Raw genomic sequence first — 13,367 nt, 5'->3', positions numbered from 1 at the left:
CGACTATGCTGAACTTCCTCGCCCGCCGCATTGTGCAGATCGTTCCGACACTGTTCTTCGTGTCGGTACTGATCTTCTCGCTCCAGCAATTGTTGCCGGGTGATCCGGCGCTGGTGATGGCAGGCGAGGAGCGCGATCCCGCCGTGATCGAGCAGATTCGCCAGCAATACCGGCTCGATCAGCCGATTCCCGTGCAGTACGTCTACTGGCTCAAGGGAGTCCTGATCGGCAATTTCGGAGAGTCGCTACGCAACAAGATGCCGGTGCGCGAGCTGATCGCGCAGAAGCTGCCGGTGACGCTCCAGCTCGGCTCGATGGCGATGTTGATCGCTCTCCTGATCGGAATTCCCGCCGGCATTGTCTCCGCCGTGAAGAAGGGCACCGTTTGGGACTATTGCGCCAATTTGTTCGCGCTGTGGGGCATCTCGACGCCAAATTTCTGGCTCGGCATCATGCTCATCTTCCTGTTCTCGATCGAACTCGGCTGGCTGCCGGCGTCCGGCTACGTGCCGCTGACCGAGAACTGGCGTGCGAGCCTCGCCGCCACCATCATGCCGGCCTTCGTGCTCGGCAACGCGATTTCCGCAGTCCTGATGCGGCACACCCGGAGCGCCATGCTCCAGGTGCTGGAAAGCGACTACGTCCGCACCGCGCGCGCCAAGGGATTGTCAGAGCGCTCGGTCATCCTCAAGCACGCCATGCGTAACGCACTCACGCCGATCATCACGCTCGGCGCGCTCGAGCTCGGCACGCTGTTGTCGGGGGCAGTTCTGACCGAGCAGATCTTCTCCATTCCCGGCTTCGGCAAACTGATCGTGGATGCCGTGTTCAACCGCGACTACGCCGTCGTACAGGGCGTCGTGCTGGTGACGGCGACGGTCTACATCGCGCTGAACCTGGTTGCCGATGTCGCCTACATCCTCGTCAATCCGCGGCTGCGGGGCTAGACTCATGACCGATGCCGCCCTGCCCGCCGCTCCCATCGCGCAGGCTGACGAGCTGGACAGCCCGGCGCGTCGCGCCCGGCGCCGCTTGTTCAAACGCAAGGCCGCAGTGTTCGGACTTGTGATGATCACGTTGTTCGTTGGGATCGCGCTGCTCGCGCCGTTCGTCGTGCCCTACGATCCCATCGCGACGAGCTGGAGCCTGGTCCGCAAGCCGCCCACTGCGGCGCACTGGTTCGGCACCGACGAGCTCGGTCGCGACATCCTGAGCCGCGTCGTCTACGGCGCCCGCGCGTCGCTGCTCGCGGGCCTCATCTCGGTCGCGATCGCGCTGGGCGTCGGCGTTCCGCTTGGCCTGCTCGCCGGCTATCGCGGCGGCTTCGTCGATGCGCTGATCAGCCGGATGACCGACGCGATGCTGGCCTGCCCATTCCTGATCCTGGCGATCGCGCTCGCCGCATTCCTCGGTCCGAGCCTCGGCAACGCCATGATCGCGATCGGCATCTCGGCAACCCCGATCTTCATCCGCCTGACCCGCGGCCAGGTGTTGAACGTCAAGGCTGAGGACTATGTCGAGGCGGCGCGCGCACTCGGCAATCCGCCGTGGCGGATCGCGTTCTCGCACATCCTGCCGAACATCCTGCCGGCGCTGCTGGTGCAGGCGACGCTGTCGATTGCGGCTGCCATCATCGCCGAAGCCGCGCTGTCCTTCCTGGGTCTCGGCCAGCAGCCGCCGGCGCCATCCTGGGGCAGCATGCTCAACGCAGCGCAGCGCTTCCTGACCCAGGCGCCCTGGATGGCGATCTGGCCGGGGCTAGCGATCTTCCTCGTGGTGCTGTCGCTGAACCTGCTCGGCGACGGCCTGCGCGACGCGCTCGATCCGCGCCAGCGCTAGATCACGGTCTCGCGCATCACGCGGCGGCAATCCATCTCGTATTCGAGATCGACCACCGGCGGCCGGGCATAGTGCCAAGTCAGGCCGGACCGCAACGCCCCGCGGCGGACGAGCTCGTCGACCAGCGCGTGGTGGAAATCGTGCACGGAATAGGCCTGCACGCCGGTCGTGTCCTTCCAGCCGAAGCCGAAGGCCGTCATCCTGTTCTCCATCTGGGACGTCGTCGTGAAGCGCACCTTCTCCCGAAGGCCCTCCGGGCTGAGGTCGCGGTAGCGCACGGTGCGCTCGACATAGGTCCCACCGCCCTCGCGCGCCTCGGCGCCGCCTGATATCACGAAGCTCGGCGTCTTCGAGCTAGTCGGCCGCGTGAAGGAGAACGCATAGAACGACGGCTCGGCCGGCGGATCGACCTCGGGACAGACATTGCTGCGCGCCACCGGATTGGTGCTGCCGTCGAAGATGCCCCATTCGGACAGCGTCTTTACATAGTGCAGGTTGAACGCGCGAAAGCCTTCCTCGCTGAAGGCCGCGGGCGAGCGCAGTTCGCAGGCGCAGAACGCCGTCAGCGGCCGCCCCGCCTCCCGAATATACTTCGCGGCAAGCGCAAACCCTTCCGCGAGCGGCACCAGCCGGTCGAAGCGGACGCGCTCGATCTCGTAGCCATCGTCCGCGGCCGCACCGGCCGAATATTGGAATACTGACGGAATGAAACGGTAGTTGCCGGCGGAGAATTCACCAATCATGTCGGACTCCTATTCCAGTTGCATGCGAATGCCCTTGTCGCCGTTAAGCAGGCGCTTCAGGTGAAAGCCGGCCAGGGAATCGCCGGCATGCATGCCGACCAGCGCGGCGAAGGCCGGCATCGCGGCGGCATCGCCGGCCTCCATCTTGGCAAACGCCTCGGAGTACAGCGCCGTTTCCGGCGCAGCGAATTGGGCTGGCGTCAGTGGCTCGAAAGCGCGCAACGGCTCGCTGCGTCCACGCAGCATCAGCTCCCCGACGGGACGACCCCGAAAATTCTCAGCCGCCTCGGCAATGCTGCCACTGACGCAAATCCGCGTGCCCAGATGCTTGTTCGCGGCTTCCAGTCGCGCCGCGATGTTGATGGAGTCGCCATACGCGGTGTAGTCGAAAAACCGGTTGCCGCCGAAATTTCCGACCAGAGCCGGCCCGGCGTGAATGCCGATGCGGGTGGTGCCGAAATTCACGCCTCTCACCTTCCAGCGCGCGGAAAAATCCTCCGCCCAGGCGTCGAGATCGTGGGCGCAGGCGACAGCGCGCGTCGCGTAATCGGGCTGATCGCCGGGTGCGTTGAAGAGCACCTGGATCGCATCGCCGATGATCTTGGCGACAGTCCCCTCGTGCGCGAAGACGATCTCGGTCATGCCGCCGACATACTCGTTGAGAAGCGCGCCCAGCGTCTCCGGCGGCGCACTCTCGACCAGCGAGGTGAAGCCGGTAATATCCGTGAAGATGGTCGCGACATCGCGCCACTGCACTTCGATTCCCTCGCTCTCACCGCTGGCCGCCAGACGCTTGGCGAGTTCGGGCGAGAAATGACGCGAGAGCGCGGCATGGGCGCGCTCTGCTTCCGCCTGGCGACCTCGCACCTCACGCAGCATTTCGATGTGGCGAATGGTCTTCTGGATGGTCATCTCCAGGTCGGCGAAGTCGATCGGTTTGGTCAGGAAGTCGAACGCACCGCGGTTCATCGCAGTGCGGATATTGCTCATGTCGCCATAGGCCGACACGATGATGGTGGACTTCTTGTCTTCGGCTTCCTGGAGCTTCGCCAGAAGCGACAACCCATCCATCCGGGGCATGTTGATGTCGGAGACCACCATATCCACATGCGGGTTTTGCTCGAGCGACTGCAGCGCCTCGAGGCCGTCGCGCGCAAACATGATGGTCACAGACCCATCGCGAATCTGCCGGCGGAATTTTTGCAGGACCAACGCCTCGAGATCCGGCTCGTCGTCGACGAAAAGGATGGTCGCGGTCATGCGGCTTGCCCGAGCCTCGTGTCGATTTCCTGCCGCAGAAGCGCGAAATCGATCGGCTTGGTGAGAAGCCCGACTGCACCGCGCTCGATCGCCTTCCGGCGCGTCTCGGCGTCGCCATAGGCGGTGATCATGATGACGGGAACATCCGGATGCGCGGCGCGTACTTTCGGTAGCATGTCGAGCCCGCTCATGCCGGGCATGTTGATGTCGGACAAAATCAGGATCAACGAGGGATCGCGAACCTCGGCGGCCAGTTTCAGCGCATCGGGTGCCGACGACGCGAATTCCATCTGGAAGCGGCCGGCGCGCAAATCGCGCCGAAACTGTTGCCGGAACAGCGCCTCGACGTCGGGCTCGTCATCGACGACCAGGATGTAAACGTTCAAGACTTGCCTCCGGAAGTGCCGCCCGCCGCCATCATGCGCGGCAGGGTGATGATGAATTCGGTGAATACGCCGGGTGCGGTGTTCACGTTGATCGTGCCGCCGTGCTGTTTCACCACGATGTCATGGCTCATGGAAAGGCCGAGCCCGGTGCCCTCGCCGGCCGGCTTGGTGGTGAAGAAGGGATTGAACATCTTCTCCTTCACCTCGGACGGGATGCCGGTGCCGTTGTCGTGAATGCGGATTTCGACCCTGTCGCCGAGAGTTTTTGTGGCCGCGCGCAGGGTGGGCTCGAAGGCATCTGCCGCGCTCTCCTTGCGCTTGGCCGCGGCGTAGAAGCCGTTCGAGATCAGATTGAGGAAGACTCGCGTAATCTCCTGCGGATAGATATCGACCATGCCTGCGGCGGGGTCGAAGCCGCGCTCGATCGTGACGTTGAAGCCGGGCTTCTCGGCGCGCGCGCCATGATAGGCGAGGTTGAGGCTTTCCTCGACGATGGCATTGATGTCGGCCGGACGGTGCTCGCCCGAGCCTTCGCGCGAATGCAAGAGCATGTTCCTGACGATGGAGTCGGCGCGCTTGCCGTGCTGCACCACCTTTTCGAGGTTGCTCCTGAGCATCCCGGTCAGCTCTTCGACCTCCTCCTTAGTCTTGCCGTCGAGCGGGGCCGCTTGCAGGGCCTCGTTGAGCTCGTCGATCAGCTCGGTCGACACCGCCGAGAAATTGTTGACGAAATTGAGCGGGTTCTTGATCTCGTGCGCGATCCCCGCCGTGAGCTGGCCGAGCGACGCCAACTTCTCGGTCTGGACCAGGCGGTCCTGCGCGCTGCGAAGATCGTCGAGGGATTGCGACAGCTCCGTCGTACGCTTGCGCAACTCGTTCAGAAGTCGCGTGTTCTCGATCGCGATGACGGCTTGTTTCGTGAAGTTCTCAACCAACGCGATTTGCTTGTCGGTGAAAGGCCGGACCTCCTTGCGATAAACCGCAACGGTTCCGATCAGCTCGCTTTCCCTCATCATGGGCACGATGACGATCGTCCGGGCGCCGGCGACGTCGGAGATTCCACGAATGGTCGGACCTCCGGCGAGATAGGCCGGAGTTTGCTGCACATCGTCAACGTGGACAACTTGACGTGTCCTGACAACCGCAGCAAGCGCGCTGTCCGGATGAGGACGGATCGCGATATCTTTTCGCGAGGCCGCGAACGCAGGTGGCACATTGTAGTCCGCAGCAATCGTGAAACTCTCACCATCCCACAGATTCATTACGCCGAAACTCGCACCACAGACGCGTGTGGCATTCTCGAGCATCTTGTGGAACACTGGTGTGAGTTCGCCAGGAGACGAACTGATGACCTGCAACACTTCCGACGTAGCCGTCTGTTGCTCGAGCGACTCGGTCAACTCAGCCGTTCTCACCTCGATCTTTTTCTCAAGGTCCGCATAGGATTCCTGCAGGCGCTCGCCCATCTGGTTGAACTGGTCCGCGAGACCCTCGAGCTCGTCACCGGTTCTGATCGAGATGCGTTGCGAGAAATCGCCGCCGCCGATCCGCTCGGCGCCGCTGCGCAACGCCTGGATCGGACCGACCATGCGGCGCGCCAGGAAAACCCCCGCAAGCACCGCGAAGATCGACGCGGCAAGCAGCACGATCGCGAGCCGCTGCAGCGAGGCGTAGAGGGAGGCGTAGGCTTCCTCTACCGGCAATTCCACGAACATGGTCCAGCCGAGCGGTGGAATCGGGGCGGACGCCGTCAGAACCTTCTGCCCCTGGATGTTGGTCGCCTCCTGTAGCGCGTCCGGCATGGTGCCGCCGCCGGCTTGCGCGGCCTTCACCTGCGCGAGCCTGGACATGTCGGTGTTGCGCAGGACCAGGCTGATATCGGGGTGCGCAATCAGGCGTCCCTCCGGACCGACCACGTAGGCATGTCCGTGCTCGCCGACCTTGATCTGGGACACGACGTCCCAGATCAGCTTGAGATTGACCTCTGCGATGCTGACGCCGGCATCCTTGCGCGCCCCGGCCTGCGCCAGGGTCATGTACGGCTCGGACTCCCTGCGGAAATAGATCGGACCGTAAAAGATCTTGTGAGCGACCGCCTCGGTAAACTTCGGATCCGCCGACAGGTCGATCCCGCTGTCGATCGCGTCCATGGCAAGCCGCGAGACCCGCAGCCGTTCCTTGCCGGTCGCATCGACCTGGGCGAGTTCGGTGATCGCGGGCACCTGACGCAGCAGCCGCAGCGCATCGAACCGGCGCTGCTCGATCGAGCCCGCCGACCAGGACAGCTGCGTGGTCCAGCCGAGCTGGCTCTCGATCTCCTTGACGAACTGACCGATCTTGGCCGCGGCCGCCTCGGCCTGTTCATGCTGAACCCGGATCAGCGCGGCCTTGTGCTCGCGATAATAGAAGAGGACCTCGAACAGACCGTTGGCCAGCAGCGCGATCGCGACGACGGCCACGAACAACGCGACATATTTGGTGAACAGCCGCGTCCTGATCCCCTGCCCCGGGGTCGTACCGGACGCGATGCCATCCGGCGTTGCGCTCGGCAGCGTCCGTGCTTGCGGGGTGTCGCGATGGAGGGAAAGGCTCATCCCGCCGAACCTAGCAAGAAGACCGGACCTTGTCTCTCGCGCGAACCGGAATCCACTTCGCTCGAAATCGCTCTAATGGCGGCCGGGGCGCCCGAGGCAAATAGAAAAGGGCGGCAGCGGATTGGCCGCTGCCGCCCTCGGGTTCGCTTTATCCGTGGCCTCAGGTCGGCCGCAGCGCCTTGGCGTTGAGGTCGAGGTCGTTGACCTGCTTGTTCCGCTCGGAATCGGCCGCCGCGCGATGGTCGGTCGCCAGCACCACGTAGACCGCCGGCAGCACGAACAGCGTGAACAACGTGCCGATCGACATGCCGGCCACGACCACCAGACCGATCGAGAAGCGGCTGGCCGCGCCAGCGCCGGTCGCGGTCAGCAGCGGGATCAGGCCCGTCACCATCGCGGCCGTGGTCATCAGGATCGGCCGCAGACGAATACGGGCCGACATTTCGATGGCGGAGCGGCGATCGAGCCGCTCGTTGATCTGGAGCTCGTTGGCGAACTCCACCATCAGGATGCCGTGCTTGGTGATCAGGCCCACCAAGGTCAGCAGGCCGACCTGGGTGTAGATGTTCATGGTCGCCACGCCGAAGAACAGCGGGATCAGCGCGCCAACGATCGCCATCGGCACCGAGATCATGATGACCAGCGGATCGCGCAAGCTCTCGAACTGCGCCGCCAGCACCAGGAAGATGATGATCAGCGCGAAGCCGAAGGTGATCGCGAGCTGGTTGCCTTCCTGCACATATTGCCTGCTGTCCGCGAGGTAATCATGGCTGAAGCCTTGCGGCAGGTTTTTGGCCTCGCTCTCGAGGAAGTCGACCGCCGCACCAACGGTCACGCCGGGCATCGGCACTGCCGAGAAGGTCGCCGAATTGAGCTGATTGTAATGGGTCAGCGAATTCGGCTCGGTCTTGGTCTCGATCGACACCACCGTCGAGAGCGGAAGCTGCTGGCCGGTGTTGGTCGTCACGTAGTAGCCGGCGAGCGATTCAGGCGAGAGCCGCTGGCCGCGCGGCACCTGCGGGATGACCTGGTAGGAACGGCCCTCGAGGTTGAAGCGGTTGATGTAGTTGCCGCCGAGCAGCACCGCGAGCGTGCTGCCGAGGTTCTGCATGCTGATGCCGAGATCCTGCGCCTTGGTGCGGTTGATCGTCACCTTCACGTTCGGCTGGTTGTAAGCAAGGTCGCTGTCGGAGACGATGAACATTCCGCTCTTGCGGGCAGCAGCCTTCAGCTTCTCCATCTGCTCATAGACAGTCTGGAAACTCGCGGTGGAGTTGATCACCATCTGCACCGGGAGGCCGCCCGGGCCGCCCGGCAGCGGCGGCAGGTTGAACGCGAACGCCTGCACGCCCTCGATCTTGGAAAGCTCGGCCTGCACCAGCGACTTCAGCTGGATCGACGAGCGCTTGCGCTCTTCCCAAGGCTTGAGCAGCATGCCGGCGATACCGCCCTGCGGGCCGTTGATGCCGTTCAGCACGAAGCGCAGATCGGTCTCGGGGAATTTCTGGAATTCCTTGTCAAGCTTCTCGCCGTAAAAGTCGACGTAGTCGATGTTGGCGTATTTCGGCGCCTTGGTCACCGCGAACACGATGCCCTGGTCCTCCTCAGGCGCCAGCTCCTTCGACGTGTGCATGTAGAGGAAGCCGACGAGCCCGAGGATTGTTACCGCAAACAGGCCGGTGATGGCCTTGTAGTCGAGCGAGCGGTCGAGCCTGCGCCCGTACCACCGCGTCAGCGCGCCAAACACCTTGTTGACGAGCTTGGCGAAACGCCCCTCTTCGGTGTTCTTCAGCAGCACCGAGCACATCATCGGCGACAGCGTCAGCGCGATCACGCCGGACACGATCACCGAGCCCGCAAGCGTGAAGGCGAATTCGCGGAACAGCGAGCCGGTCAGGCCGCCGAGGAAACCGATCGGCGCGTACACGGCCGCGAGCGTGATTGTCATCGAGACCACGGGACCCACGATTTCGCGCGCGCCTTCCAGCGACGCCTGGACCGGCGTTTTCCCTTCCTCCAGATGACGATGGATGTTTTCCACCACGACGATGGCGTCGTCGACCACGAGGCCGATCGCGAGCACCATCGCGAGCAGGGTCAACAGGTTGAAGCTGAAGCCCAGCGCCAGCATCAGCGTGCAGACGCCGATCATCGACAGCGGGATGGTGACGACGGGAATGATGACCGAACGGAACGACGCCAGGAACAGGAAGATCACCACGATCACGATGATCACGGCTTCACCCAGTGTCTTCTCGACCTCGTCGATCGAGGATTGGATGAACTTGGTCGAATCGTAGGCGACCTTCATCTTCATCGACGGTGGCAGATTGCGCTCAAGCTCGGGGAACAGCGCCCGCACGCCCTTGACCAGCGTCAGCGGGTTGCCCTGCGGCGTTGCCTGCACACCGATGAAGATTGCGTGCTCGCCGTTGAAGGCGACGCTCGCGTCCGTGCTTTGGGCCGCAAGTTCGACGGTGGCGATGTCCTCCATCCGCACGAAGCCGCCGTCCTTGGCCTTGACGATCATCTTCTTGAACTGGTTGACGTCGGTCAGGCCCGTATTCGTCGAAACGTTCGAGACGATGAGATATCCCTTGGTCTGCCCCGCCGCGGACTGGAAGTTGTTGGCGGTGATCGCGGTCGCGACATCCGCAGGCGACACGTTGCGGCCAGCCATCTTCAGGGGATCAAGCCACAGCCGCATCGCAAAGGTCTGGCCGCCGAGAATGTCGGCGGAGGCCACGCCGTCGACAGTCGACAGCACCGGTTGCACAACGCGCGTCAGATAGTCCGAGATGGCCGAGCCTGACAGCTCTTCGGACGAGAATCCGAGATACATCACGGCCGTGGTCTGGCCCGTGGTCTTGGTGACAATCGGGTCGTTGGATTCCTTCGGGATCAGGTATTTGACCGAGTTCGTCTTGGCCAGAACCTCGGTCAGCGCCTGGTTCGGATCGAAGTTCAGCTTGATGTAGACCTGGATCGTCGAGGTGCCGAGCACCGAGGACGAGGTGATGTAGTCGACGCCTTCGGCGGAAGCGACCGCCTGCTCGATTGGAGTGGTGATGAAGCCCTGGATCAGGTCCGCGGATGCGCCCGGATAGACGGTCGTGATGTTGATGACCGTGTTCGACAGCTTCGGATATTGTCGGATCGGCAGCGTCGTCGCCGCGCGCAGGCCGATCAGCAGGATCAGCAGGCTGACGACGACCGACAGGACCGGGCGTTTGATGAAGATATCAGTAAAGCGCATCGCGGCGATCTCGATTTCTTTGACTTGCAAAGCGCATGACCCGGCCGTGCCGGATCATGCTGCAACGTGTACGATGTCAGTAGCGCGGCGGCTGCGCCGGGAGCTGCGGAGCCGGGTCGGTCGAAATCGACACCGCCGCGCCCGATTGCAGCTTGAGTTGGCCGACCGCGACGACCTTGTCGCCTGGCTTCACGCCCTTGACGATTTCGACGCGACCTTCGACCCGGTTGCCGGTCTGCACGAAAGTGCGCACCGCGCTCAGGCTGGTCTTGCCGTCGGCTTCCTTCTTCTCGGTGATCACGAACACCGAGTCGCCGTACAGCGTGTAGTCGACTGCCGTCTCCGGCACGGTGACCACGGCCGGCTTGTCCGGGAGCACCACCGTGGTGGTCACGAACATACCGGGCTTCAGGATCTTCTCCGGATTGGAGATGGTCGCCTGCACGCGGATGTTGCGGGTGTCGGCCGAGATCTGCGGCTCGATCGTGGTGATCTTGGCGTCGAAGGTGCGGCCCGGATAGGCGTCGACCTTCAACCGGACTGGCTGACCGACCTTGAGGTTGCCCGAGTCCTTTTCCGTCACCGTGAAGTTGGCCCACAACTCCGACAGATCCGTCAGCGAAACGATGGCCGTGCCGGCGGTCAGATACTGGCCGACCTCGACCTTGCGGACGCCGAGATCACCGGAGAACGGCGCGCGGACCAGCTTCTGCGAGATCAATGCTTCGGTCTTGGCGATACCCGCCAGCGCCTGATCGTACGCGGCCTGCGCGGTATCGACGGTTGCCTGCGGGCCGAACTGGCGCGACGCCAGTTGCTTGGCGCGGTCCAGCGACAGCTGCGCGACGGTGGACTGCGCCTTGTAATTGGCGAGGTCGCCCTGCTCCGGCGCGTCGAACATCTGCACCAGCGGCGTGCCGGCCTCGACATGCGTGCCCGGCTCGAACTTGATCTCGGTGACGCGGCCGTTGACGTCGGCGCTGACGTCGACCTGGTGCACGGCAGACAGCCCGCCGACGGCCGTCAGCAGGTTCGGCACCACCTCGGACTTCGCCTCGGCGGCGCTGACTGCGACCGGCGGCGGCTTGTTGTTGGCGAAGAACTGCTTGATCATCTGGCCGCGGAAATAATTGAACCAGACGAGGCCACCGACGAGCACGGCCAGAAGCGCGCCGACGATGATGAACCAGAGCACCGGCCGGACCGGACGCTTGGGAGCCTTGTTGTCGATCGGTTCGCCCGAAATCTTGTGTTCGGTGACGATGTTCATGTCATGCACTCTCTGCAATCGCCGTCTTGTCCGCACACGCGGCCTGATCGCGGCCCAAATGCGAAGCAATTGCGGCGTCGTTAAGTCCGATACCCCTCAGGAGAAACTCACAGAGCTGCCGCTCGAGGTCGTTCGCCTTGCCGTAAGCGAGACACGGCGTGGCCGGCAGCCTGGTCAGCGCAGCGGTCATCACGGTGTGATGCGCAAACCAGAACAGGTTGAGCGGTTCGCCGTTGTATGGCCGCGCGTCCCTCGCGGCAACCGCACGCTCGAGCGAGGCGACGAAGGCCGCCCCGATCAGCGTCTCGATCTTGGCATATAGCAAACGGGCAAATTCGCCATCATCCAGATGACTCGTGGTCATCAGTCGCAGGCGCTGGGCCTCTTCCTGGTCGGGCCCGTCGGCGATGTGCATGAAATGCCCCACCATACCGCGGATCAGTTCGACCAACGTGGCGGTCGACGGCTCACGTTCGAGCAGCACCATGAGCGCCGGGTCGGCCTCGCATTCGTCGCTGAGAATTTCGGCATACAGCGCGGCCTTGGACGGGAAATGCTTGAACAGCAACGCCTCGGAAATGGCAGCGGCGGCCGCCACGCTCTTGGTCGTGGTGCCGGTATAGCCGTGTCGGGCAAAGCAACGCTTTGCGGCGCCGAGGATCAATTGACGCCTCAGGTCGCTCGTCATACGCAATGAGCTCATGCTAGTGAGTAAGCACTCACCCACGCAAAAGTCAAGCACTATGCTGCATTGCAACCTGAGTGCGTTGTAATTCCAGTGGAAATTGACCTCGCCCACACGGTCCCCGTGCAGGACGGGACGCCGGAACGCCCGCCTAGATCGGTTGGAAGCCGAGGTCGCCGCGAATCCGGTTGAGAATGTAAGTCCCGTCCCGGCTCGGCAAAATCCGCTCCAGATTGGCACTGTCGATCTTCACATTGGCAAAGCGCGGCCCGGCGGTGACGTCGTGGACGGCTCTGGCGAAGGCCTCGACCTCGGCCATTGTCGTCACAGACCGGCTATCCCCGATGCCGCAGGCCCTGGCGACGCCGACGAGGTCGGCCGCCGCGGCCGTGTGGCTGGCCTGGCCCCCAGTCTCGCCATAGGCCTCGTTGTCGAGCACCGCGATCGAGAGATTGGGCGGCTTCTGGAGGCCGATGGTGGCAAGGCTGCCCATGCCCATCAGCATCTCGCCGTCGCCGGTGATGACCAGCACCGGCAATTTTGGCTGCGCCAGAGCGAGGCCCAACCCGATCATCGCCGCCCCGCCCATGCCGCCCCAAAGGTAGAAATTCCGGGCATGGTCGCCGGCCGCGCACATGTCGTTGGTGGAGGCGCCGAGGCCGCCGATCGCAACCACGTCCCTGCGGTTCGCGAGAAGCGTGGACACCACCTGACGGCGGTCGAGGAGATTGGCCTTGCTCATTTGGTGAAAACCTTGGCGCCGATCAGGCGCTGCGACAGCAGGACGGCGGTGGGCGTGAGGGCGTTGTAGGCCTGCGCGGCCGCCGCCTCGAGCACGGCCGGCACCTCGGCTGGGTTAGACGCCCGCAGCACCTTGACACCCGAGAGCTCGAACACGCCCTGCGTGGTCGATCCCATCGGCACCTGCCACGGATTGAACTCGCCCCACTCCCCTCGCATGGTCACCAACGTGAGGAAAGGAAAGCGCAGGATCGGGATCAGCGACAGCATGTTGATGCAATTGCCGACCCCGCTCGACTGCATCAACAGCACGCCGCGCTGGCCGCCCGTCCAGGCGCCGGCGAGCAGCGCGACGCCCTCCTCCTCCGTCGTCAGCGGAATGCCGCGCATGGTGGACGAGGCCAGCACGCGCTGGATCAGCCTCGAATGGCCGGCGTCGGGCACGTAGGGCACCTGCCGGACGTCGAAGCGTTGCAGGGCCGCGAAGATATCGTCTGGCCATGAAGGAGCCGTGTCGGCAGCGTCAGAGCGGGCGTGCATTTTCCTGTCCGGTCGGCTTGCAAATCGCGGCTCGACTGTAGACGGTGAACCGA

General features: G+C 63.7%; 11 protein-coding genes. 2 read left to right on the top strand and 9 right to left on the bottom strand.

What is annotated here, in order from left to right; genetic code table 11:
- Positions 1–5: 5 nt before the first annotated feature.
- The gene (locus IVB45_RS10880) at positions 6–947 is read left to right on the top strand and encodes an ABC transporter permease (protein ID WP_247360005.1); all 942 of its coding nucleotides are present in this window, start codon (positions 6–8) and stop codon (positions 945–947) included.
- Positions 948–951: 4 nt separating this feature from the next.
- Positions 952–1,839, top strand: coding sequence for an ABC transporter permease (locus IVB45_RS10875; protein ID WP_247360006.1), 888 nt, complete (start codon positions 952–954; stop codon positions 1,837–1,839).
- On the opposite strand, the gene IVB45_RS10870 is transcribed toward IVB45_RS10875, so the two are convergent.
- From IVB45_RS10870 to IVB45_RS10830, 9 genes are all read right to left on the bottom strand, one after another.
- Positions 1,836–2,582, bottom strand: a complete 747-nt coding sequence (locus IVB45_RS10870) for a hypothetical protein (protein WP_247360007.1) — start codon at positions 2,580–2,582, stop codon at positions 1,836–1,838. The two genes, IVB45_RS10875 and IVB45_RS10870, sit on opposite strands and share 4 nt — an antisense overlap.
- A gap of 9 nt (positions 2,583–2,591) precedes the next feature.
- Positions 2,592–3,842 (bottom strand): adenylate/guanylate cyclase domain-containing protein, encoded by a 1,251-nt coding sequence (locus IVB45_RS10865; protein WP_247360008.1) that lies wholly within the window; start codon positions 3,840–3,842, stop codon positions 2,592–2,594.
- Entirely contained in the window at positions 3,839–4,228 is a 390-nt protein-coding gene (locus tag IVB45_RS10860; RefSeq protein WP_247360009.1) for a response regulator, read from the bottom strand. Before IVB45_RS10860 ends, IVB45_RS10865 begins: the two co-directional genes overlap by 4 nt.
- The gene (locus IVB45_RS10855; RefSeq protein WP_247360010.1) at positions 4,225–6,822 is read right to left on the bottom strand and encodes a cache domain-containing protein; all 2,598 of its coding nucleotides are present in this window, start codon (positions 6,820–6,822) and stop codon (positions 4,225–4,227) included. The genes IVB45_RS10860 and IVB45_RS10855 overlap by 4 nt, the downstream gene beginning before the upstream one ends.
- A 160-nt stretch (positions 6,823–6,982) precedes the next feature.
- Positions 6,983–10,078, bottom strand: coding sequence for a MexW/MexI family multidrug efflux RND transporter permease subunit (locus tag IVB45_RS10850; RefSeq protein ID WP_247289093.1), 3,096 nt, complete (start codon positions 10,076–10,078; stop codon positions 6,983–6,985).
- 76 nt (positions 10,079–10,154) lie between these two features.
- A complete protein-coding gene (locus IVB45_RS10845; RefSeq protein WP_247360011.1) occupies positions 10,155–11,348 on the bottom strand; it encodes an efflux RND transporter periplasmic adaptor subunit in 1,194 nt (397 codons plus the stop codon).
- A gap of 1 nt (position 11,349) precedes the next feature.
- A complete protein-coding gene (locus IVB45_RS10840; protein ID WP_247360163.1) occupies positions 11,350–12,051 on the bottom strand; it encodes a TetR/AcrR family transcriptional regulator in 702 nt (233 codons plus the stop codon).
- A gap of 133 nt (positions 12,052–12,184) precedes the next feature.
- Complete coding sequence (locus IVB45_RS10835; RefSeq protein WP_247360012.1) at positions 12,185–12,775, bottom strand: thiamine pyrophosphate-dependent enzyme; 591 nt, start codon at positions 12,773–12,775, stop codon at positions 12,185–12,187.
- Positions 12,772–13,314: a phosphonopyruvate decarboxylase gene (locus IVB45_RS10830; protein ID WP_247360013.1), complete on the bottom strand. Its 543-nt coding sequence runs from the start codon at positions 13,312–13,314 to the stop codon at positions 12,772–12,774. Before IVB45_RS10830 ends, IVB45_RS10835 begins: the two co-directional genes overlap by 4 nt.
- Positions 13,315–13,367 lie beyond the last annotated feature (53 nt).

The sequence above is a fragment of the Bradyrhizobium sp. 4 genome (assembly GCF_023100905.1).
Lineage (GTDB): Bacteria > Pseudomonadota > Alphaproteobacteria > Rhizobiales > Xanthobacteraceae > Bradyrhizobium.
Note: the sequence above shows the minus strand (reverse complement) of the source record. Positions and strands in the feature narration are given on the sequence as shown.

Excerpts from the sequence above, each read along its gene's own strand:
- IVB45_RS10880 (WP_247360005.1), top strand. The coding sequence starts at position 6 with ATGCTGAACTTCCTCGCCCGCCGCATTGTGCAGATCGTTCCGACACTG.
- IVB45_RS10875 (WP_247360006.1), top strand. The coding sequence starts at position 952 with ATGACCGATGCCGCCCTGCCCGCCGCTCCCATCGCGCAGGCTGACGAG.
- IVB45_RS10870 (WP_247360007.1), bottom strand. The coding sequence starts at position 2,582 with ATGATTGGTGAATTCTCCGCCGGCAACTACCGTTTCATTCCGTCAGTA.
- IVB45_RS10865 (WP_247360008.1), bottom strand. The coding sequence starts at position 3,842 with ATGACCGCGACCATCCTTTTCGTCGACGACGAGCCGGATCTCGAGGCG.
- IVB45_RS10855 (WP_247360010.1), bottom strand. The coding sequence starts at position 6,822 with ATGAGCCTTTCCCTCCATCGCGACACCCCGCAAGCACGGACGCTGCCG.
- IVB45_RS10850 (WP_247289093.1), bottom strand. The coding sequence starts at position 10,078 with ATGCGCTTTACTGATATCTTCATCAAACGCCCGGTCCTGTCGGTCGTC.
- IVB45_RS10845 (WP_247360011.1), bottom strand. The coding sequence starts at position 11,348 with ATGAACATCGTCACCGAACACAAGATTTCGGGCGAACCGATCGACAAC.
- IVB45_RS10840 (WP_247360163.1), bottom strand. The coding sequence starts at position 12,051 with ATGAGCTCATTGCGTATGACGAGCGACCTGAGGCGTCAATTGATCCTC.
- IVB45_RS10835 (WP_247360012.1), bottom strand. The coding sequence starts at position 12,775 with ATGAGCAAGGCCAATCTCCTCGACCGCCGTCAGGTGGTGTCCACGCTT.
- IVB45_RS10830 (WP_247360013.1), bottom strand. The coding sequence starts at position 13,314 with ATGCACGCCCGCTCTGACGCTGCCGACACGGCTCCTTCATGGCCAGAC.